The 22,780-nt window shown below is 37.5% G+C and carries 20 protein-coding genes; 4 read left to right on the top strand and 16 right to left on the bottom strand.

Annotated features, from left to right (window positions below; genetic code table 11):
• Positions 1 to 3 precede the first annotated feature (3 nt).
• Positions 4 to 573 (bottom strand): hypothetical protein, encoded by a 570-nt coding sequence (locus BM327_RS11305; RefSeq protein WP_090249649.1) that lies wholly within the window; start codon positions 571 to 573, stop codon positions 4 to 6.
• 67 nt (positions 574 to 640) lie between these two features.
• On the bottom strand, positions 641 to 2,767 hold the full coding sequence (locus tag BM327_RS11300) for an endonuclease MutS2 (protein WP_090249646.1): 2,127 nt from the start codon (positions 2,765 to 2,767) through the stop codon (positions 641 to 643).
• A 145-nt stretch (positions 2,768 to 2,912) separates the two neighbouring features.
• On the opposite strand from BM327_RS11300, the gene BM327_RS11295 reads away from it, so the two are divergent.
• Entirely contained in the window at positions 2,913 to 3,506 is a 594-nt protein-coding gene (locus tag BM327_RS11295; protein WP_090249641.1) for a hypothetical protein, read from the top strand.
• Here the strand turns inward: BM327_RS11295 and BM327_RS11290 are convergent.
• Together BM327_RS11290 and BM327_RS11285 are read right to left on the bottom strand one after the other, a co-directional pair.
• Positions 3,469 to 3,720 (bottom strand): hypothetical protein, encoded by a 252-nt coding sequence (locus BM327_RS11290; protein ID WP_090249638.1) that lies wholly within the window; start codon positions 3,718 to 3,720, stop codon positions 3,469 to 3,471. The two genes, BM327_RS11295 and BM327_RS11290, sit on opposite strands and share 38 nt — an antisense overlap.
• Before the next feature lie 5 nt (positions 3,721 to 3,725).
• Complete coding sequence (locus tag BM327_RS11285) at positions 3,726 to 4,283, bottom strand: RNA polymerase sigma factor (protein WP_139230348.1); 558 nt, start codon at positions 4,281 to 4,283, stop codon at positions 3,726 to 3,728.
• A gap of 167 nt (positions 4,284 to 4,450) precedes the next feature.
• Here BM327_RS11285 and BM327_RS11280 point away from each other — a divergent pair, with 167 nt between their 5' ends.
• Positions 4,451 to 6,331, top strand: coding sequence for a T9SS type A sorting domain-containing protein (locus BM327_RS11280; RefSeq protein ID WP_090249631.1), 1,881 nt, complete (start codon positions 4,451 to 4,453; stop codon positions 6,329 to 6,331).
• Between the two features lie 107 nt (positions 6,332 to 6,438).
• The gene (gene fabD / locus BM327_RS11275; RefSeq protein WP_090249628.1) at positions 6,439 to 7,320 is read left to right on the top strand and encodes an ACP S-malonyltransferase; all 882 of its coding nucleotides are present in this window, start codon (positions 6,439 to 6,441) and stop codon (positions 7,318 to 7,320) included.
• A gap of 47 nt (positions 7,321 to 7,367) precedes the next feature.
• On the opposite strand, the gene BM327_RS11270 is transcribed toward fabD, so the two are convergent.
• The 8 genes from BM327_RS11270 to tamL all read right to left on the bottom strand — a co-directional run bounded on the left by BM327_RS11270 (position 7,368) and on the right by tamL (position 17,056).
• A complete protein-coding gene (locus BM327_RS11270) occupies positions 7,368 to 8,102 on the bottom strand; it encodes a tyrosine-protein phosphatase (protein WP_090249624.1) in 735 nt (244 codons plus the stop codon).
• A gap of 19 nt (positions 8,103 to 8,121) precedes the next feature.
• Positions 8,122 to 9,177, bottom strand: coding sequence for a dTDP-glucose 4,6-dehydratase (rfbB, locus tag BM327_RS11265; RefSeq protein ID WP_090249619.1), 1,056 nt, complete (start codon positions 9,175 to 9,177; stop codon positions 8,122 to 8,124).
• Positions 9,178 to 10,215, bottom strand: coding sequence for a Gfo/Idh/MocA family protein (locus BM327_RS11260; RefSeq protein ID WP_090249616.1), 1,038 nt, complete (start codon positions 10,213 to 10,215; stop codon positions 9,178 to 9,180).
• The gene (locus BM327_RS11255) at positions 10,208 to 10,783 is read right to left on the bottom strand and encodes an acyltransferase (RefSeq protein WP_090249610.1); all 576 of its coding nucleotides are present in this window, start codon (positions 10,781 to 10,783) and stop codon (positions 10,208 to 10,210) included. The genes BM327_RS11260 and BM327_RS11255 overlap by 8 nt, the downstream gene beginning before the upstream one ends.
• Position 10,784: 1 nt before the next feature.
• Complete coding sequence (locus BM327_RS11250) at positions 10,785 to 11,774, bottom strand: UDP-glucuronic acid decarboxylase family protein (RefSeq protein ID WP_090249603.1); 990 nt, start codon at positions 11,772 to 11,774, stop codon at positions 10,785 to 10,787.
• Between the two features lies 1 nt (position 11,775).
• On the bottom strand, positions 11,776 to 13,110 hold the full coding sequence (locus BM327_RS11245; protein ID WP_090249598.1) for a UDP-glucose dehydrogenase family protein: 1,335 nt from the start codon (positions 13,108 to 13,110) through the stop codon (positions 11,776 to 11,778).
• On the bottom strand, positions 13,110 to 14,237 hold the full coding sequence (locus BM327_RS11240) for a DegT/DnrJ/EryC1/StrS family aminotransferase (protein ID WP_090249934.1): 1,128 nt from the start codon (positions 14,235 to 14,237) through the stop codon (positions 13,110 to 13,112). Before BM327_RS11240 ends, BM327_RS11245 begins: the two co-directional genes overlap by 1 nt.
• Positions 14,238 to 14,398: 161 nt before the next feature.
• The gene (gene tamL / locus BM327_RS11235) at positions 14,399 to 17,056 is read right to left on the bottom strand and encodes a translocation and assembly module lipoprotein TamL (RefSeq protein WP_090249595.1); all 2,658 of its coding nucleotides are present in this window, start codon (positions 17,054 to 17,056) and stop codon (positions 14,399 to 14,401) included.
• Between the two features lie 123 nt (positions 17,057 to 17,179).
• Between tamL and BM327_RS11230 the strand changes: the two genes are divergently transcribed.
• Positions 17,180 to 17,923, top strand: coding sequence for a TrmH family RNA methyltransferase (locus tag BM327_RS11230; protein WP_090249590.1), 744 nt, complete (start codon positions 17,180 to 17,182; stop codon positions 17,921 to 17,923).
• Here BM327_RS11230 and BM327_RS11225 read toward each other — a convergent pair.
• Genes BM327_RS11225 through BM327_RS11210 form a run of 4 tightly spaced genes read right to left on the bottom strand, consistent with a single transcriptional unit; the run spans position 17,904 to position 22,779 of the window.
• On the bottom strand, positions 17,904 to 19,457 hold the full coding sequence (locus BM327_RS11225; RefSeq protein WP_090249586.1) for an NAD(P)/FAD-dependent oxidoreductase: 1,554 nt from the start codon (positions 19,455 to 19,457) through the stop codon (positions 17,904 to 17,906). The two genes, BM327_RS11230 and BM327_RS11225, sit on opposite strands and share 20 nt — an antisense overlap.
• Positions 19,457 to 20,185, bottom strand: coding sequence for a type IX secretion/gliding motility protein PorT/SprT (gene porT / locus BM327_RS11220; RefSeq protein ID WP_090249583.1), 729 nt, complete (start codon positions 20,183 to 20,185; stop codon positions 19,457 to 19,459). The genes BM327_RS11225 and porT overlap by 1 nt, the downstream gene beginning before the upstream one ends.
• 29 nt (positions 20,186 to 20,214) lie before the next feature.
• Positions 20,215 to 20,949, bottom strand: coding sequence for a bifunctional demethylmenaquinone methyltransferase/2-methoxy-6-polyprenyl-1,4-benzoquinol methylase UbiE (gene ubiE, locus BM327_RS11215; RefSeq protein ID WP_090249579.1), 735 nt, complete (start codon positions 20,947 to 20,949; stop codon positions 20,215 to 20,217).
• Positions 20,950 to 20,952: 3 nt separating this feature from the next.
• Positions 20,953 to 22,779, bottom strand: a complete 1,827-nt coding sequence (locus tag BM327_RS11210) for a TrkH family potassium uptake protein (RefSeq protein WP_090249575.1) — start codon at positions 22,777 to 22,779, stop codon at positions 20,953 to 20,955.
• Between the last annotated feature and the right edge of the window lies 1 nt (position 22,780).

Here is a 22,780-nt window from a genome sequence, read left to right as displayed (position 1 = left end):
GCCTTATTCTAACCATTGAATATAAACATCAAAGTCTATATTTGTTGTATTTATTTCTATACGACCTGGAAATTTATCCAGGGCATCAGTAGCTGTATAGGTTTGAAAATCTATAATTTCTTCATGAATTAAATCATCATTGGTAGTACCAAAATCATCTGAAAGCTGGTCGTAATCCCAGAAACTGAACTTTAAACTTTCATTCAGATTATTGAAAATGGTATCTTTTGTAAAATCGAATTCATAGTCATTCGCTGGATTAGCTGCAGCATCGAAATACGTTTCGTCAGATGCAAAAAGAAGATTGTTATTCAAATCTCTCAACTCAAAGTACATGTCTGCATTGGTCTGATCTAAATCGTCGTAGTAATCTCCCAGATACAAGGTATCATATTCCTGAACTTCTATACGTGTGATTTTAAATCTCTTAAAATACATGCAGGTTCCGTCTTCCTTTATGGCTTCTTCAGCATAATTACTCGCTGCCGGATTTGTACACCCTTTCTTGTTACACGCCGTTAAAAGAGGAAGAGCTAAAAGGGAAAGGTAAAGTACGTTTTTTAAAATTTTCATACGATTTGTATTGATAAATGTTGAGTTTACGCTAACGCAAAATTGTTGCCAGAACTAAAGAATAGCTTTAGTCTTTTATCCAAGTAAGTTTATCTTTCATTACTTTCAAACGCATAAATCCAAAACTAACCGTAACTTCTTTTCCATTGAGTTCTTCAACGGTTCCATTTTGTTTGGTTTCATTCAGTTTTACCGTACTTCCAACTTTTATCTTATCCAAAAACTGATTGTCTTTCTTTTTTGGAGTATTGCGTTGTTTCTTTTGCGGTTTGTTTGCGTTTTTCTTGAGTTCAACTTCTCGTTTTTGTTCGTCTATTTTAAACTTCTCAGTTGCAATATACTTTTTAACTTCTTGCAATAAACCTGCGTTGGCATTTTTTGCTTTGGCGTTGCTTTTATATTGATTGATGAAGTTTTGTAGCTTTTTACCTTTTTGAATGAGGTTGTTGTTTTTCTCGTACAATTCCTGTTGGGCAAGCAGCTTTTCTTCAAATTTCTTCTTTGAAGTTTCGTATTTATTTTTGGCTTTTAACGCAATTTCTTGTGCCTCTATATGCTCTTTATTTAAACGTGCTAAATATGTTTTTTCGCGCTGTAATTCACTCAGAAGTTGGTCCATCTTCACCTTCTTTTCATCTAAACGCGTTTTAGCTTCTTCAATTAAAGCCATATCTATCCCGTTGATTTGAGCCACCTCAAAGGTGAAGGAACTTCCGGGTTGACCTAAGCTTAATTTGTACAAGGGCTCCAGCGTTTCCGTGTCGAAAAGCATACAACCATTCACCGCATTTCTAAGCTTATCAGCTTTAAGTTTGATATTTGCATAATGGGTGGTAATTACACCAAAACACTTTTTATTGTAGAGGGATTCAAAAAACACTTCTGCCAGTGCTCCTCCTAAATCTGGATCTGATCCTGTTCCGAATTCATCCAAAAGAAGCATGGTCTTCTTATTGGCCACCTCCAAGAAATGTTTCATTCTTTTCAACCTGTAACTATAGGTACTCAATTCGTTTTCTATGGATTGATTATCACCTATATCTGTTAACAAGGCATTGAAAAAACACATTTTACTGTTTTCATGCACCGGTACCAATAAACCACATTGCAACATCAATTGCAATAAACCAACAGTTTTTAAAGTGATACTTTTTCCTCCTGCATTCGGACCTGAAATTACAAGCATGCGCGAGAATTTATCCATGCTCAAATACTGGGGAATCGTTGGTTTGTTGGCTGCCTTGTTTTTCATAAGTAGAACGGGGTGATAGGCTTCTATCAACTCCAGTTCCGTATTTTCTTGTATGGCAGGAAGAACACCATCAAACATCAGTGCTAGCCTTACTTTAGCTTGAATAAAATCAAACTCCGTAAGCAATTCTTGATACGCTTTTATCAAGGGTAGATGTACAGATAGTTCTTTGGTAAGTGCTTTTAGTATTTTAAAAATTTCCTTGCGTTCATCATCCAATAAAAGTTCTAACTCGTTGTTTAAGGGAACGTTTACTTGAGGTTCTATATAGGTGAGTCCACCTGTTTTTGAAGACCCCACCACATTACCACTAACTTTTCTTTTATGAGATGAAATGACAGATAATACTCTACGTTCATCTAAGAAAGCTTCGCGTGTATCGCTTACCAATCCGTCCTTCATTAATTTACGCAATTCTCTATCAAAGTTTTTATTGATCTGTATACGCGTACTTTTTATTTGTTGACGGATCTGAAATAATTCTTCTGAAGCATCGTCTTTGATCTCTCCAGATTTGTCGAATACTTCATTAATCGGGTCTGCTATCTCTTTGGTGAAATATACATCCGCTAGCAACGAACTTAAATGAGGATAGTCTTCTTCTCTTTTGTTAAAAAAGTAAACAAGGGTGTTGCACAGTAGGGTAGCGCGCAATAATCGACCGAAACTTTCCTTTTGTAAGGCAGAATTGGCAATGGGAAGCATGCGAATTTCTGTCTTTAATTCTTCAAAATCTATGCGCGGAAATTGTTCGCCTTCCGTTCTAATTTGTTTGTATTCGTTGGCATTATTTAAATCTGCCAACAGTTTGGTATTACTTTTAACGGGTGCTAAATTGAGTATGCGTTGCAGGGCAGTATCTCCCACGCAAAATTCACTCATCTTTTCAATGAGGAAATCAAACTCTAAATCCTTGTATGTTTGTTTATCGTAATGTAACATCTAATTACAAAAATAAATTTAATCCTATTCGCAACTCATTTCTTTAGAATTAATGCGGGTATTGGTCGCAAAATATTTATTCGATGAAAGTTTATCAAGCCCGGATATTCTTTTTTTATGTATTATTAGCCGCAATACATCCACTATGCAAAAGATCAAATCTATTATTTTGGCGAGCTTACCCATCTTAGGGGTATTGGTCATAGGAGTCGCCATTTATGCTTTTTTTCAAAGTACGCCAGCCTTAATTTTTGTGTTTTTCTTGGTTCTACTATCCCTTTTACTCGCTATGGGAATTTACAAAAGATCTATGCGCAAGGCAACAGAAAAGGTGAAGGTAGTGGAAACGGATTTGCCAGAGATAGAAAACGATCTTATTTACATTGATCCCCATAACTTTCAGGAGAATTTTTCTAAAGAAAAAGGAATGCTTTACCTGGCTGGGGAAAAAGTGGTAGATCAAGAGGTGATACTTACTTCGGTTAGCTATGATAAATTAACCGATGCCTTGAATATGAGTTTTAGCTCCGGAATAAAGGTGGCGGCAAAGGGGATGCAAAACATAGGTGTTGGTGATCAACAAATGTGTTTGTTTTATTTCGACCAAATGGAAATTAGGGTAGGGAAGCGATCAAGAAGTTTTACCATGAACAAAAAAGAACTCTACGAGGTGTTGGAAGAGGAGGAGAGTCATGTGATTTTCACTCATAAGATTCCTCCACTTGTGTTTCATTGGTAGTAGCTTCCTCTTCGTTTTCTAAGAAGACTAAAAAAGCGATTAATCCCAATAGGAAAAGGATTAAGAATAATTTAGGGTCTCTATACAACGGCTTTTTCGGGCGCTTGGTAAGTTTTTTGTAGCCATGAGAAACCGTAGCAAAGTCTTTGTACCTTTTCAATTGTTCTTCAGAAGGTTCAATTTCAGAGTTTCTATTGATTTTAAATTTTCTCATTATTTCTAGTATACCTCTTTCTTAATTTTTTCAATGATTCTGTATAAACGCATTTTAGCGTTGGCTTCGCTTATGGCATAGATAGCTGCAATTTCGCGAAAAGATTTTTGTTGGAAAAACCGCAACTCTATCAAGTCTAGATATTCTTGCTTTAAGTTGTTGAGTATCTGTATTAACTTTTCTTGTTTGTCCTGGTTCTCACGTTCATCAATTTCCATGAAATCCATGAAATTCATTACGTGTTTTTCTTCCACTTCAACTGTGTAAATCTTGTTGTTTTTTCTAAAGAATTGATTGATTTCATTTTGGGCAATGCGAATTAACCAGGTACTAAAGGCATAGCCCTTATCCTCGTACTTCCCAATGGCAGCAAAGGCTTTAATAAAGGTTTGTTGCGTGATATCTGAAGCTAAGGCATCATTCCCACCTAAACGCTTGAAAGCAAACCTGAATACTTTGTCAAAATTTCTTCTGTACAATTCTCCAAATGCTTTCTCACTCTGCTTAGCTGTCTCTATAAGTTGAGCTTCAGTGAATTGATTTAGTTTCCGTTTCTTTATCATTCTTTCTATACAGTGAAGATTTCTTTGGTTGAATTCACTTTTTGTCAAAAGTAACAGAATGTCACAAGTTTAACTTTATTTCATCCAACCTTCTTAGTTGATCAAACGTTTTATGGGTGTGAAATTATTTTTAAATAATTATTTTTACGAACGAAATTTAATGAACTATGAAGAAAATTTACTTATTAGCGGGTGCTTTGGTTGGTTCTCTTGGAATCAATGCACAAGTTGCTCCAACTTATTCTAATGAAGCTCAAAAAACGGATGTGTTTAAATCTAGACCAGCATATCACGGAATTGAGCAATTTCAAAATAGAGCTGAAGGAGATACAGTTTGGACAAACGATTTCTCAACAGCTTCAGATTGGGATCACGTAGACGGACCTTCTCATACAGATGGTGATTGGCAAATTGTAAGTGCAGTACCAGCTTCTATCGTGAGTCAGGAACCTACTTATGGTTTCCCTACTGAAATGAACTCTCCAACAGGAGATGTTAATGGTGGTACTTTCGCTTTCATCAACTCTGATGCGGCTGGAGGTTCTGCAACACAAGATGCTTACTTCGAATTACAATCTGATATTGATTTATCAGCATACTCAAATACAGCTCTTTCTATTAGCTGGTACCAAATTTTCCGTCACTTCTTAGATGCTAACTACGTTGGTATTTCTACAGATGGTGGAACAACTTGGACAGATTACTTGGTAAATGATTTTGGAGTAAACGTAAACTCTAACGATTTAGGAGTATTAAGAAATGTACTTTCTCTTCCAACTCCAGCAGGTGGATGGACAGCTACAACTAGAATTCGTTTGAAATACGAAGGACAGTGGGATTGGTTCTGGGGAGTAGATGATATTTTAATTTTTGAGACATATGCTCACGATTTATCTACAAACTTCTTTAGACCAGTTGCAGGAAATGATCCAAACCAGAATATTCCTTTGGATTACACATACATTCCAACAACTCAATCTTCTTTCCCTGGATTCTCAGGACAAGCTTCTTTCACGAACTTAGGAGCGATGGATCAAACTGCAGCTGCTTTGAAAATGGATGTTGTTGGTCAAACTTATTCTCAAGTAGGTACAACACAAGCATTAGCAGCACAAGAAACAGATACATTCGAGGTTTCAACTTTGTTTGATATTGTAAGTGCAGGTGTTGGTACTTACCAATTCATTGGTACACCAGATTTAGGTTCTGCAACAGATGCTGTTTTATCAAATGATACTATCATTAAAGAATCATACTACGGTGGAAATATTTTTGCACGTGATGACGAGTCATTGTCTGGAGCAATCGGAGGTTTAGCTGGAACATTAAGTGGTCAAGCTTTAACGATTGGTAACTTCATGGAAGCTTTTGATGATGTAAACATCGGTATGATGAAAATGTACATTGTTGGAGCAACGGATAACACGCCTTACATTGGGCAAGAGGTATACGGGGCTATTTACACATTGAACGGAGATGGAACAGCTACATTAGCTGCTACTACAGAAATTTACGTTTTATCTGATGCAGATATGAACAGCTGGATTTCTATCAAAATGGATGGTAATGGTGTAGCAACAATTCCTGCGGGAACTGCATTCATTGCAACTGTAAACAACAGTGGTGGTACTGAGCCAGTACGTTTCGGAATGGCACAAAGTGTTGAGCAAGGAACAGTGTTAGGTATAGACCCTACTTCAGTTGCAGGTGATATCTACAACTTAACAGATCCAGAAGCTATCAAAGTGAGACTTTTAGAATCTGCAGTAGGTGTTGATGAGGTTGAAGCTAACTTTAACTTAAGTGTTTACCCTAACCCAGCAACAGATAATGTAAACATCGACTTTACATTGGCTACTCAAACTGACGTAACGGTAAATGTAACAGATATCTCAGGAAAAGTAGTTTATACAAATGCAGTAGGAAACTTAGGAGCAGGTGAGCACACAACTGTTCTTTCTACAAGTGAATTAACAAACGGAGTTTACTTCTGTAACTTCGTTGCTGGTGAATCAGTAATTACAAAGAAATTGGTAGTTAAAAAATAATTTCACAGCTATTTTTTAAAGATACCCCAGAGCAATCTGGGGTATTTTTTTGTTTCATACTTCGCGCATTTATTTATTTTTGCGCCTAAACCGATTACATAGAAATTATGAAAGGATATGTATTTCCTGGTCAAGGAGCTCAATTCTCAGGAATGGGTAAAGACCTTTACGATAACTCAGAAAAAGCAAAAGAACTTTTTAATAAAGCCAACGAGATTTTAGGATTTGATATCACTAAAATTATGTTCGAAGGAACAGACGAGGAGTTAAAACAAACGAAAGTAACTCAACCAGCTATTTTCTTACACTCTACAATTTTAGCGGCGGTATTAGGAGATGCTTTCCAACCGGATATGGTAGCAGGACACTCTTTAGGTGAATTATCTGCCTTGGTTGCTAACAAAACTTTAGCCTTCGAAGACGGATTGAAATTGGTTTACAAACGTGCACTTGCCATGCAAGAAGCATGTGAAAAAGAACCATCTACTATGGCAGCTATTTTAGGATTAGAAGATGATGTTGTAGAAGCAATTTGTGAAGAGGTTGACGGTGTTGTTGTTGCAGCAAACTATAACTGCCCGGGACAATTGGTTATTTCTGGAGCGGTAGAAGCAATTGATAAAGCTTGTGAATTAGCTACAGAAAAGGGCGCAAAAAGAGCTTTGAAATTACCAGTAGGTGGTGCATTCCATTCACCATTAATGGAGCCTGCAAGAGAAGAATTAGCAAAAGCAATTGCGGCAACTGAATTCTCAACGCCTATTTGTCCGGTATACCAAAACGTTACGGCTAATGCAGTTTCTAATCCAGATGAGATTAAAGAAAACTTAATAGCGCAGTTAACTGCTCCAGTTCGTTGGACGCAAACGATGCAACAAATGATAGCCGATGGATGCGAGGAAATCGTTGAAGTTGGTCCTGGTAAAGTATTACAAGGATTGTTCAAGAAAGTAGATAGAAAATTCCCTACTTCTAGTGCTGCAATCTAAGGATAGTTATTAAAACTAAAAAGGCGATGGAATTCCATCGCCTTTTTTTATATCCTGTAGTTCAACAAATCTAAATCGAGTAATTTGTGGAAATAACTTCTTTTTAAATGACTTTCTAGAAGTTGTAAATGTTCAATTCGGTGACAGTCTGTACCGGCTAAGTCTACAAGTTTGTTATCAATCAATAATTCAGCTTGCTTTTTAATGTGCGGACCATAATGCCCCGTTAAAGAGTTTAGGTTAACTTGTATCAGTACCCCTTTATCTCTTAATTCTCTTGCTTTCTCAACGGATCCATGATAATACAAGTAGCGCTCGAAATGGGCTAAAACAGGAATGTATCCTTTTGTTTGTAATTGAAAGATCAAACCATCAATACCCATAGGCTCATTGGTAAAACTAAATTCAAATAAAACGTGGTTTCCTGCCCATGACAACACATCGTCATTCTCTATCTTCTCCAAAAATGTTTCGTCGAAGAAATATTCTGCGGCAACCTCTACCTGTATATCCAACTTTGTTTTTTCTAGTTCATCTAGTAAAACATTGTAAGCATCGGTAATGCTTTTGGTTGTATTCGGATATAAATCAGAATAAACGTGAGGCGTAGTAATAATTCTATTGTATCCTAAAGCTTTGAATTTTGTCAACATTCCAATAGATGCGTCAACATTCTGAGCTCCATCGTCTATTCCGGGAATTAAATGACTGTGTACATCTATCCCTAAACGAGATAAATCTACCGGTACTTTTGCTTCTTTCTTTTTAAATAATGAAAACATAATTCAATTTTTAAAGTAGCTAGGATTCGTATTGATTGGCGTAGTATTCTTGGTAATCACCAGAGATGATATTTTCTGTCCAAGCACGATTATTTAAATACCATTCTACTGTTTTTTCCAAACCTTCTTCGAACTGAATACTTGGTGTCCAGCCCAGTTCGTTTTCTAGCTTAGAGGCGTCTATAGCATAGCGTTTATCGTGTCCCGCTCTATCGGTAACAAATTTTATAAGTTGTTTAGAAGTTCCTTCTGCTCTTCCAAGCTTTTGATCAACAATGGCAATTAAAGCATGCACCAAATCTATGTTCGTCCATTCGTTCAATCCACCAATATTGTAGGTTTCTCCCAATCTTCCTTTATGAAAAATGGTGTCTATGGCGGCAACGTGATCTTCCACCCATAACCAGTCTCTTATGTTATCTCCCTTCCCATATATAGGTAAATCCTTTTCTTGAACAATGTTATTGATCATTAAAGGAATTAATTTCTCTGGGAATTGGTGACTACCGTAATTGTTAGAACAATTCGATATTTTAACCGGCAAACCATAGGTGTGATGGTAAGCCATTACAAAATGATCCGATGATGCTTTGGAAGAAGAGTAAGGGCTTCTAGGATCATAGGCCGTGGTTTCGCTAAATAAACCTTCTTCTCCTAGCGATCCGTAAACTTCATCTGTTGAAACATGGTAGAACAAGCGATCTGTGGCACCAGCCCATTTGTCTTTGGCTACATTGAGTAGGTTTACCGTTCCAACAACATTTGTCATCACAAAAGCCATAGGTCCGGAAATACTTCTATCTACATGAGATTCAGCGGCCAAATGGATAATATCAGTAATGAAGTATTTAGCAAAAACGCTTTCTATATCTGCTACATTGCAAATATCACCTTTTACGAAGGTATAATTCTCTTCGTGTTCAACATCTACCAAATTGTTCAAGTTTCCCGCATAGGTTAAACTATCAAAATTGATGATGTGGTATTCTGGATAGTGCTTTACTAATCTTCGCACAAGGTGAGAGCCGATAAAACCAGCTCCACCTGTTACTAATATTTTTTTCTTGTATTCCATTTATTTATCGAAAGACATTTGTTCGTTACGCTTTTCGTAAATGCGTTCTATGATTTCTACAACTTTTAATCCTTCTAATGCATTTGTAGTTGCAGTAGTTCTACCTTTTAATGTATCCACAACGTTGTTAATAATGTAGTGGTGATTCGCTGCAGAACCTTTGTACGCACCGTAATCATTCCCTGGGTTTGTTGGTGCCAATTCAGGCATTTCATACCCTGCTATATTACAAACTTCAACTTCGTTCATATATTGCCCACCTATTTTAACAGATCCCTTAGAACCTATAATAGTCATAGAACTTTCTAAGTTCTGGTTGGCAACAGCGGTTGAATAGTTTAAAGATCCCATACCACCATTGATGAAATCAAAACTTACAAATCCTGAATCTTCAAAATCTGTAGAATCTTGGTGGGTGAAATCAGCAAATTTTCCTTGAATATTTTCTATATCTCCAAACAGCCAATACATGATATCAATGAAATGAGAGAACTGCGTGAAAAGTGTACCTCCGTCTAGGTCTTTGGTTCCTTTCCAACCACCTGCTTTGTAGTAGCGCTCATCTCTGTTCCAGTAACAGTTCAATTGTACCATGTGTATATCTCCTAAAATTCCTTCAGAAACAACATGCTTGATCCATTCTGAGGGTGGAGAATATCTGTTTTGCATCACACAGAATACTTGTTTAGACATCTGTAAGGATTTGAAGATGATCTTCTCACAATTGTCTTTACTCAAGCCCATAGGTTTTTCACAAACCACGTGGTATTTGTGCTCTAGGGCTTTGATAGATTGTTCTGCGTGTAAACCGTTTGGTGTACAAATGTTTACAACATCTATCTCTAAATCTGCTGCTAATAATTCGTCTATAGACGAGAAGAAAGGAACGTCAAAATGCTCTGCATCACAGGCTTTTTGATCTCTAACGTCTACCAATGCAACTAACTCAGCCTCCTCGTTTCGTCTAATCATTTCTGCATGGCGTTTTCCGATGTGCCCTGCACCAACAACTGCGAATTTTATTATTTCCTTACTCATTTATTTTAGTAACAGTTTGATTATCTATTTTATATTTTTCTTGACTTTCTGGACAAATAGCAATTCCGTCATTATCAAATTCTAAACGGTGTCCGTACTCGCTCATCCATCCAATTTGTTTGGCCGGATTTCCCACAACTAAAGCGTAAGCAGGAATGTGCTTGGTAACCACAGCTCCAGCTCCAATAAATGCAAATTCGCCTATGTCATGACCGCAAACTATGGTCGCATTTGCTCCAATTGAAGCCCCGCGTTTTACCCTTGTTCTTTCGTATTGACCTCTTCTGTTAACGGCACTTCTTGGATTAGTAACATTGGTGAAAACCATAGAGGGACCTAAAAAAACATCTTCTTCGCAAATAACGCCAGAGTAGATGGAAACGTTGTTTTGCACCTTACAGTTTTTGCCCAAAGTAACGTCTGGCGATACCACAACGTTTTGTCCTATATTACAGCCTTCACCTAAGGTAGCATTGTTCATGATGTGTGAAAAGTGCCAAATCTTTGTGCCTTTTCCTATCACAGCGCCTTCATCGATTACTGCCGTTTCGTGTGCGAAATAATCCATATTAATTGATGTATTTTTCAAAATTGTTATGCTCTTTCTTGTATAACTTTTCTTCGGGAAGATTCTTGAAATACTCGTAAGTTCTTTTCAATCCCTCAGAACGATCAATTTTTGGTGACCAGTTTAAAAGCTCTTTCGCTTTACTTATTTCTGGCTGACGTTGTTTGGGGTCATTTACGGGTAATTCCTTGTAGATAACCTTTTGGGTTGTACCTGTCAATTGAATTATTTCTTCAGCAAATTCGCCTATCGTAATTTCGTCAGGATTACCAATGTTTACCGGCTGTGCGTAGTCAGAATGTAGTAAACGAACAATTCCTTCCACTAAATCATCTACGTAACAAAAAGATCGAGTTTGAGAACCATCACCAAAAACAGTTAAATCCTCACCACGCAAAGCTTGTCCAATAAATGCAGGTAAAACACGACCATCATTCAAACGCATTCTTGGTCCGTAGGTATTAAAAATACGAACAATACGCGTTTCTATACCGTGAAAAGTATGGTAAGCCATAGTGATGGCTTCTTGGAAACGTTTGGCTTCATCATACACTCCTCTCGGACCAATAGGGTTAACATTTCCCCAGTATTCTTCCGTTTGAGGATGTACTTCTGGATCACCATAAACTTCAGAAGTAGAAGCAATAAGTACACGTGCCTTTTTTACTCTTGCCAAGCCTAAACAATTGTGAATACCCAAAGATCCAACTTTTAAGGTTTGAATTGGAATTTTTAAGTAATCGATAGGAGAGGCCGGTGAAGCAAAGTGCAGGATGTAATCTAATTCTCCTGCCACGTGTATAAATTTGGATACATCGTGGTGGTAGAATTCAAAATTCTCTAATTTGAAAAGATGTTCAATGTTTTCCAGCGACCCTGTAATCAGATTATCCATTCCGATTACGTGGTAATCATCTGCAATAAAACGATCGCACAAATGAGAGCCTAAAAATCCGGCAGCACCTGTAATTAAAATTCTTTTTCTCGCCATCTTAAGCTTCTTTAGTAACTGGTCTTGGAACTATAGTTTTTCTACCCATAGAGCTGTAGTAGAATCCTTCCGTTTCCATTCTGTCCAATTCAAAAATATTTCTTCCATCAAAAATGGTAGGAGTAGCTAGTAATTCCTTCATTTTATCAAAATCAGGATTTCTAAAAGCACCCCATTCTGTAGCTATCAATAAGGCTTCAGCCCCTTCTAAGGCGTCGTATTGATTGTCTACAAATTCTATTTTATCTCCCAACAAGGCTTTTACGTTTTCCATAGCTTCAGGATCGTATGCCTTTATTTTAGCTCTTTGTTGAAGTAATTTTTCTATGATATACAAAGCCGGAGCTTCGCGAATATCGTCGGTATCTGGTTTAAATGCCAATCCCCATAAGGCAAAGGTATAACCGGATAGATCTCCGTAATAACTCACTAGTTTATCTACAGTAGAAGTTTTCTGACCTTCGTTTACACGTAAAACAGCATCGATGATTTCGAAGTGGTAATCTACCGCCTTACCTGATTTTAATAAAGCGGATACATCTTTAGGAAAACAACTTCCACCAAAACCTATTCCTGGATATAAAAATTTATGTCCAATACGAGAATCAGAACCTATTCCTTTTCTAACCATATCCACATCTGCACCTACCTTCTCACAGAAATTAGAAATTTCATTCATGAAGGTAATTTTTGTAGCAAGGAATGAGTTGGCTGCATACTTGGTAAGTTCTGCAGATTTTTCATCCATGATGATTAATGGGTGACCATCTCTGATGAAGGGCTTGTACAATTCTGTCATGATTTGCTTGGCCTTCTCATCCTCTGTTCCAATCACCACTCTATCTGGGTTTAAGAAATCATCTACGGCAAATCCTTCGCGCAAGAACTCTGGATTAGAAACAACTGCAAAAGGTACATTGGCATGTTTTGCAACGGCTTCAGTAACCAATTCGGCTGTTCCTACTGGTACTGTAGACTTGTCTACGATAACCTTGTATTCCTTAATGATTTTTCCCAAAGTTTCAGCAACGCCTAATACATAACTCAAATCAGCACTACCATCTTCTCCTGGAGGAGTGGGTAAGGCCAAGAAAATGATTTCAGCTTCTTCAACGGCTTCTTCTAGGTTGGTGGTAAATTTTATTCTATTGGCTTTGATGTTACGTTCGAAAATAACATCTAAGTGTGGTTCATAAATAGGAACTACACCTTGCCTCATTTGTTCTACTTTTCTTTCATCTATGTCAACACAAGTTACATTGTTCCCTGTTTCGGCAAAACATGTTCCCGTTACCAGTCCAACATAACCCGTACCTACTACTGCAATTTTTTTCATTACTTAATAAATTCTTTAACACTGTTACAGATGTACGCCAATTGTTCTTCCTCTAATTCAGTATGCATAGGGAGAGATATTACGCGAGAAGTTAACCAGTCTGTCGTGGTTAAATCTCCACATTCAGTTTCTAGTTCTGCAAACATTTTTTGACGGTGAGCTGGGACAGGGTAGTAAATCATAGCTGGAATATCTTTCGCTGCTAGGTGTTCTACCAATCCATCTCTATCTACACCCTCTAATTGTAACGTGTATTGGTGAAATACGTGGTTTGTTTTTTCGTCTCTAAATGGCGTTTTTACTTGATCAAATTCAGCGAAGAAGTTATCGTAGTAAGCTGCTGCTTTTCTTCTTGCTGCAATATATTCGTCTAATTTTCTCAACTTGATGCGCAACACTGCGGCTTGGATGGTATCTAGCCTACTGTTACATCCTACTCTGTCGTGGTAGTAACGTTTGCTTTGACCGTGATTGGCGATCATTTTAATTTTTTCTGCCAATTCGTCGTTATTGGTGCACAAGGCTCCTCCATCTCCGTAACAACCTAAGTTCTTTGAAGGGAAGAAAGAGGTACAACCTATGTCTCCAATGGTACCAGTTTTAACCTTGCTTCCATCAGCGAAAGTATAATCACTTCCTATGGCTTGGGCATTGTCTTCAATTACAAATAAGTTGTGCTCTTTTGCAATGGCTCTAATTTCTTCCATGTTACATGCCTGACCGTAAAGGTGAACAGGTACTATGGCTTTAGTATTTGGGGTAATTGCTTTTCGTATAGCTTCTGGGTCTATGTTGAAGGTATGAGGATCACAATCAACAAAAATTGGTTTTAAACGCAACAATCCCATTACCTCTGTAGTTGCAATGTAGGTATATGAAGGTGTTATAACTTCATCGCCTGGCTTAAGATCTAAAGCCATCATAGCGATTTGTAAGGCATCTGTTCCATTTGCACATGGAATGACGTGCTTTACGCCTAAATATTGTTCTAATTCTTCTTTGAAAGCGTGTACGTCTGGACCGTTGATAAATTGTGCTTTCTCTAGTATGCTGTTGATTGAAGTTTGTACTTCTTCTTTAATGTTCTCGTACTGTGTAACGAGATCAACCATTTGTATTTTCTTCATTGCATGTTTGTTTAACGAAGTGTTCAACTTCTTAGGCTCGAAAAGCTCTTGATGAATACCAAAGTTTAACGCAAGTTTTGAACTAAAATTATACTTGTTTGCCCAAGGGGTTAAAGATAATTAATCTCCTCAGAAAGCAGTGGGCTTTTTTAAGTTTTTAACTAGAATGGATAACCTATTCCTAGGTGGAAATGGGGGAGAAAAGGCCACGGGTACTTTGAGATGAAATCCTCGCCGTAATAATCCTTCAATTCATCAAAGAAAGGTTCTCTGGATTGCCATATCCATCGGGCTTCTTTGGGTAGGGCAGGATTTCGAAGAGGGATACCCATATCGAAGCGTATTACAAAGAAATCTAAATCTAAACGTAGACCAAAACCTCCAGCTATCCCCATCTGATTATACCAGTCTGCCGTGAATTGACTACCAACTCGGTTGGTGTCTTCATTGATGGTCCAAATGTTACCTGCGTCTACAAATAACGCTCCCCTCAAAGAACTACCCAAGGGAAATCTATATTCAGCACTTCCCCCTATGCGTATATCACCAGCTTGGGTTGCAGTTCGCGTAGAGTCTATGTAGTATTTGTAGGTTCCCGGACCTAGAGATCTTGCTCTCCAACCTCTGTTGTCATTGGCTCCTCCACCAAAGAAACTGTAGTCAAACGGGAGAGAGGTACCATTGTTTTTCAAGGGAAGTCCGGCTCCAAAATTCACCTTGAAGTTTAAGCTTCTTTTGTTTTTAAAGGTTTGGTAAATTTTTAATTCGTTATCCAAGCGAATGAATTCAGAATATCGCACGCCTACAAATTCCTTATAGCCATCTGCATTCACGGGTTTATTTTGAGTTAAAGCTCTTAAAACCATCCCCGCAATATCAAATTCAGCATCGTAGTAGTAGATGAAATTGCCTTTAGTTACTGTTTTATTGGTGAGTTCATAAGTAGCTCTAAAGTCTTTCCAAATGAATTGATCGCTGTAGGTATTCAACAAGAATAAATCATTGAGGTCGTCTAAACGTTGCTGAAATTCACTTGTCTTATCCAAGTTAACATACTGAATAGAAGAGAGGAGAGGGAACCCTAATTGTACCACTTGCTTTTGCAATACATTGAATTTAAAACCGTAGTTCAACTGCAAAAGTTGTCGGTTGAAATCTTCCCTCTGCTGTATACTGTAGGCGGTTGAAATAATGGTTTGAGGATAGTGTCTTTTGGATAGTTTTTTATAGTGCAAAAAGGGTCTTATTCCTGGGATTTCTAATTTGGCGGTTGGACCAAATTCAAAGGTGTTTAATGATCTTCCGTTGTTTTGATCACTTCCGTCCAAGGCGTCAGAAAAGACAGTTGGTTGAGATTCAAATCCACCCCCAAAGCTCAAAGTAAATTTCTCTCCTCCACCAAAAAGATTTTTGTTTTTATAATTAACTGATGCTGCCAAACCGAGGAAGCCATTGGAGTTTGTGGCTTTGGTTTCATAACCAAACGATTGTTTTTTAGCTGGCACAAGGTAGTAGTGTACCTCAACTTGATTTTTGCCCGGTAATTCTATGAGTTGCGGTTTGATGCTCTGGAAAATTCCCAACTCTACCAAACGCGAGTAACTGCGGGTTAGGTAATATTCTTTGTAGTAATTAGCATTTTCTAAGAAATTACAATATTCAATTAGCATAGGATCAACAATCAACTTACCGTTGTAGTAAAATTCTGCTATTCTAAATATGCTATCGCTCTTCTTTTCTATGGGGTGATATTGGTCGAATCGCAAAGTGTCAAAGGTTTGTAAATACCCATCATTTTTTGGTGAAACTCCATATAGATCCGTGTAGTACGAGTAGTTTTTTTCTAAATAGCTGGTGTCTATGATGTGGAACACAACCTTGGATACATAGGTGGTTCCGAATTTTTTAAGGATTTTATTTTCTTCATTCTCAGGGTCTTTTACATAGCGCTCGTTGAAGACTATTCCCAAACGTACCTTGTGGTCATTTATCGTTGTATCCGCTTCGAAAGTAACGTAGGATTTTACAAAACCATACTTGGCATCGTCTCGTTGGTGTTTGGCTATTAATTCTCTTTGATCATCCAAAAGATCGGTGTCAAAAACAAACGGAGGTTCAAGTTGATAGGCAGGGTCTTTTTTAAACCTTTCAAAAGTTGAAAGCACAGATGGGTTGTCGCCAACTATATAAACACTATCAACGATGTAAGGTTTTCCGGCATGGATTTCATATATCACATTGATTTTTCGACCCCATTTTAATTTGGTTGAATCACTTACTTTGGCGTCATAATAACCTCGAGCATGCATGTACTTTTTTATCTGGTCTACAGATCTGTGCATTAGGTTGGAGTCAAATACTACAGGAGGCTCACCTACTTCGTACTTTAGCCATTCTCTAAAGAACTTTCGGGGTTCTAAAGTGTCTTTTAGTACGAGTTTTTTAGGTGTATATAAAGAATCTCCAGCTTCTAGGGCTTTGCGCATTCGGGCTTTGTTAATGCGTATATTTTTCGCCTTAAGTTCTTTGTTTTTTTGGTGAAGTTTCTCGTTTTTCTTTTCTCGCTTGTTGGCTACTTTAGTGGAGTCTATTGCGTTAAATACATGTAGTTTAAGCTTGAAGAATACCAACGATTTATGGTTGGGCTTTTGTTTGATTACTTCTTCTATATCGTAGCTGTCTATACTGTCGCTAACAATGACTTTGTTTTTTTTAAGAAGGTAAGATCCTTCAGGAACGTGTTTACTTTGTCTGCACGAATTTAGACCGTAGGCCAAACTCAAAAAGAAGAAAATAGAAAGTAAAATACGTCCAGTCATCGATACACTTAATGTTTAACGAAAATAATATAATTAGAAATAACTCTAAGCCTAATCTTGACGAAGGGTTAAATTTTATTTCTAAGCCATTTTTCTTCTTGTAAGTTCTACTATTTTTGCTGTATGCATTCAATTTCTAAAGCCGAGAAAAAGGCAGTCAATGCGTTGGCAATTAAAAAGTACAGACAAAGTGAAGAACAATTCGTTGTAGAAGGTGTAAAACCTGTTGAAGAATTGTTAATTCACGCTCCTCAAAAAGTTGAAAAGGTATATCTTACTCCTCAAGCTAACTTTGATAGAGCACTGGTTCCTGCTCACGTTGCGCTTTTAGAAGTGAGTGAAAAGGATTTAAAAGGAATTTCCAATTTAAAGAGTCCTCAAGGGGTGCTTGCCGTTGCTCAGTTTTTAGAGATTTCGCCTAAAACAAAGGGGTTGACCTTGGTTTTAGATAACATTCAAGACCCTGGTAATTTAGGAACAATTATACGTTCTGCTGAGTGGTTTGGGGTGAAAGAAATAATTTGTTCTAAGGAAACGGTGGATGTGTATAATCCGAAAGTAGTACAAGCGGCCATGGGGTCTATATTTAGAGTGGCTATCAATTATGTCGATTTAAAAGCCTATTTAGAAACGAGTTCTTTGCCAATATATGGAGCGCTTTTAGAGGGTGAAAATGTGTATACGGCAGATTTAAATGCAGAAGGAATTCTCATTATGGGGAATGAAGGTAAAGGAATTACTCCTGAAATAATAACATGCATTACTCATCCAGTTACCATTCCGAAAATGGGCGAAGGTGAGTCTTTAAATGTCTCGATAGCAAGTGCTGTTCTCTTGTCTGAATTTGCTAGACGAACTTCTCTATAATTTTATCTACGCAATTTATTCCGTCTATAGCAGCCGACATAATTCCACCTGCATATCCAGCACCTTCACCGCAAGGGTAAAGTCCAGCCACCTCAACATGCTCTAAAGTTTGAGGGTCTCTAGGTATAGAAATTGGAGATGAGGTTCTAGACTCAGGAGCGTGTAATACAGCTTCATTGGTGTAATATCCATTCATCTTTTTCCCAAACTCTTTAAAGGCCTCACGTAAACGATTGGCAATAATAGCGGGGAGAACTTTGTTTAAATCGACACTAACTATTCCGGGTTGGTAAGAGGTTTTTGGAAAGTCTTCAGAAACTTTTCCTTCCACAAAATCTATCATGCGTTGTGCAGGGACGCGTTGTGTTTTACCTGCAGCTATCCAACAATCTCTTTCTACTTTTTTCTGGAAATCTAAGGCAACAAAAGGATTTTCAGGAGAATAATTCGGGAGATCTTGGGGCTCAACACTTACTACTATTCCAGAGTTTGAATAAGGGTTGTTTCGCTTACTCGGACTCCATCCGTTGGTTACAACTTCTTCTTTATCTGTAGCACATGGTGCAATAATTCCACCCGGACACATACAGAAAGAATATACTCCCATTCCATCAACTTGTTCAACTAAACTGTAAGAAGCAGGGGGGAGGTTGTCGTCTGTTTTCTCGCCGTGGTATTGGATTTCGTCTATCAATTCCTGTTGATGTTCTACGCGAACACCTAGGGCAAAAGGCTTGGCTTCAATTTTTATATTTCTCTTGTGAAGGAGCTCAAAAATATCACGAGCAGAATGTCCGGTTGCTAGCACAAGATTTTCACAAGGATGTATATCAGTTCCATTAATTGTTATGGATTTCAGGGCATTGTTTTCAACTTCTATGTCTGTCAATTTAGACTCAAAGTGTACTTCACCACCATTTTCAAGTATACATTCGCGAATGGCCGTAATAATTTGAGGAAGCTTATTGGTTCCAATGTGTGGATGAGCATCAATAAGGATGTTTTCATCGGCACCAAAGTGGACCAACCATTCCATACCTTTCAATACATTTCCCCTTTTCTTAGAACGGGTGTAGAGTTTTCCATCAGAATAAGTTCCGGCACCACCTTCTCCAAAACAGTAATTAGATTCGGGGTTAACGACTTGTTCTTTATTGATTTTTGCCAAATCTCTTCTACGAGCTCTCACATCTTTTCCGCGTTCGAAAAGAATGGGTTTAGCACCTGCCTCTATAGCTCTTAAAGCAGCATAGAGTCCGGCAGGACCAGCGCCAATGATATGTATCTCTTTGTTTATTTTCTCTTTTGCAGGAGTGAAATGATTCACCAAAGTAGGTGCATTACCCTTTGTCCAAAACTCAACTTGTAAGTTAATTTTTACAGGTTTTCTTCGCGCGTCAATGGAACGTTTGCGCACGCGCCATCCTTCAAAATCTTTGGCTTTAATTTTTGCCTTTTCTTGGGCTAATCTTAATATAAGCGCATCGTCTTCCTGCTGGCGCGGAAGTACTGTAATTTGAACAAGTGTATTCATTATCCTTCAAAGGTAATACTTAACCACCAAACGCGGTTCTGTAATCTGTCAATTGGGCTTGAGATATAGGTGTTGTCTTGGATGAGAACATTACCAAAGCTATGACTCATTTTTAGTTCTAGACCAAATTTGAAATAAGGTAGAAAGAAATCAACTCCGGCACCAATTTGTCCTTGAAAATCGTGTTGATTGATTTTTATAAATGGATCTTTAATACTCTGTGAAGAGTTTGCCTTGGTTTGTAAGTCTAAGGTATACTGCGCACCACCAACTATATAGGCAGCGAAATTATTGTAGCGCAGTGTTCTGTATTTCAAAAGCAGGGGGAAATCAAGGTTTGTAGATTCCACACGCTCTGATTCTTCCGGTAAAAAGAGTGTACTGTCTGCTGGATCTCTGAATTGGTAAGTCAGCAAACGTTCCTGAAATGAAAGTGAGGGAATAAACCTCAGTCTCAGGGTAGGATGACCTAATTTTAAACTTGTAATGATTCCCAATTGAAAACCTGGTTGTTTACGGTTTTGTACATAAAGCAAATCGTAATTTTGCAGGAGATTTGTTTTGGGTGTTAAAGAAAAATCAGCAGTATTTACACCGAGCATAAAACCAAAGTGAAGCGATTTTTCATCAAACTTTCTATAGTTCTTTGGTTTTTCTTTACGCTGTGCAAAAGCACCCATGCTCACAAAGCATAGTAGAATAAATACTGTGTTTTTTATATTCATCATAATTTACAAACGAAAGCAGGTCAGAAAAATTATTTTCTACCTACATAAATTGTAGCGATTCCTCCACTTACCAAAGTAGAAGTAACATCTTTGTATCCTACTTTTTCTAGGATGTTTATAAAATCTTGACCTTCAGGAAATGCTTCTACAGACTCCGGTAAGTAGGTATAAGCACTGCTATCTTTTGAGATAGATTTTCCTAACAAAGGAATGATGTTTTTTGAATAGAAATTGAAAGATTGCTTAACAGGGAATTTTTTAGGTTTGCTAAACTCTAAAATAACTGCCATACCATCTTTGCGAATAACACGCAACATTTCAGATAATCCTTTCTCTAAGTTTTCGTAGTTTCTAACCCCAAAACCAACGGTTAATCCGTCAAAGTAATTATCGTCAAAAGGAAGGTTTTCAGAATCTCCTTGTTCCATAGAAATGATGTGGTCTACACCTTTCTTTTTCATCTTTTGTTTACCTACCTCAAGCATACCTGGAGATAAATCAACCCCAACTATTTTTTCTGGATTTAATTTTAAAGCAGCAATGGCAAAATCACCCGTACCTGTAGCTAAATCTAAAATGCGTTTAGGTTGTATAGCACCTAACTTTTTAATTGCTTTTTTTCTCCAAAGCTTATCAATACCAAGAGATAAGAAGTGATTTAAAAAATCGTATTTCGCTGAGATGTTGTTGAACATTTCTGCTACTTCTTCCTTCTTTGATTTGTTTTCCTCGTTGTAAGGCTTAACCACTTTCTTTTCGCTCATAACTTAACCTACCATCGTATGACCAGATGGATATTTATATTTCTTACTCAATACCTCTTTCCCAAACAAATAAGCAAGGGTTAATGTTCCAACCCTTCCAATAAACATGGCAACAATTAGCACATATTTTCCACCTACCGTTAAATCTGCCGTTATTCCGCGAGATAATCCAACGGTACTGGCTGCAGAAACATGTTCGAAAACAATGTCTAAAAAGGTGAACTTTCCAGCTGCTAATGCTTCTTGTTCTGTAATTGCAAGTGCAAATGTACCAACTATATTTCCTAAAACGAAGAAAACGAAAATTGAGTAGGCTTTTAATACCACATCGTTATTTATACTACGTTTAAAAAGTTCTGTATTGGGTTTTCCTTTGATGGTAGATACAACAGAAGCACAGATAACTGCAAAGGTTGAAGTACGTATACCCCCACCGGCTGATCCTGAACTGGCACCCACAAACATTAAGAATAAAAAGAATATGGTAACCGGTAAGGAAAGGGCTTCAGTTGCCACTGTATTAAAACCGGCATTACGTGTAGTGAGTGACTCGAAAATTGCGGTTACAAAAGAACCGAAGAAATTGGTGTTTTCTAAGGTGTTGTTGTATTCAAATATTAAGAAAACGAGAGCACCCGCTACAATTAATCCAAGGGTAAAGTACAAACTTATCTTTGTTCCAAAATTGATGGTTTTCCACGGCATTTTCATACGTTCTCTTAGACGTTTGATTTCGAATAAATCAAAGAGATAGATCATACCAAAACCACCGAGGAAGAAAAGCAACATGATGACACCGTGTAATAAGAAGTTGTCTGCGGTTAGCGGATTCATTAACCCACCAGGAATAATGGTTAAACCTGCGTTGTTAAATCCAGATACAGCATGGAATACACTGTGGAAAAGTCTATCTCCCGTGTCTGCAAACATCCCTACAGGTTCAAGTAAAATGAAAATCAAGAATGTACCGATAATTTCTATACCTGTACTCCATAAAACGATTTTACCAAACATAGAATTCGTATTCAGCAAGGAATCTTTGTTTACGAAATCTTCGATAACCTCGTGTTGTTTTAAACCTACACCAAATTTGGCAATCAAGATGTAAAGTGCTGCAAAGGCTATGGTGTTTAACCCTCCTATTTTTATAATGAAGAGAACAACAATTTGTCCTTTAAACGTAAGTAATGTTGAAATGTCTACTGTAGACAAACCCGTTACAGAAGTCGAAGAGGTTGACATGAATAGGGCGTCTGTAAAGGACATTCCACCTGGAATAACACTCATTTCTGGAAGCATTAGCAAACCAGCTCCCATGAACATAATCATCAGTATGGATATGGTAAAGAGTAGTCCGGGGTGTACCTTAAGCCAAGGTCTAAAATTTCTGTTTTTGAAAATTTCATTGACCACATAGAGCATGAAGAAGAGTTGGATGAAAATGTTAGATACATCCGCAAATCCTTCAAAACCTACGCTTTCAAATATGGTAGGTATTAGAAGTTGACCAAAAACATTCAGGGAAATACCTTCAACCAAAAGTAGAATCACCAAGGAAGCTTCGAACCAGGTTTTCCGTATAAAAACCAAGGGGTTGTAGTCGTATACAATTTTAACCAAATACCTAAGTATATAAAAGGCAAAACTGTATTCTATAAAGTTAATGAGGTGGGCTTTACTTTCTTCTGAATGGGGAAAACCATAGTAATAGATTAACACGCCTATCATGGCAATGGAAACAATTACGTGTATAGAAGAGAAAATCGATAATACGATAGCACGTGAATCGTAGAGGTATAAGTTTATTTTCTCTCTTAGTTTTCTAAACATC

The sequence above is a fragment of the Lishizhenia tianjinensis genome (assembly GCF_900116425.1).
Lineage (GTDB): Bacteria > Bacteroidota > Bacteroidia > Flavobacteriales_D > Crocinitomicaceae > Lishizhenia > Lishizhenia tianjinensis.
Note: the sequence above shows the minus strand (reverse complement) of the source record. Positions and strands in the feature narration are given on the sequence as shown.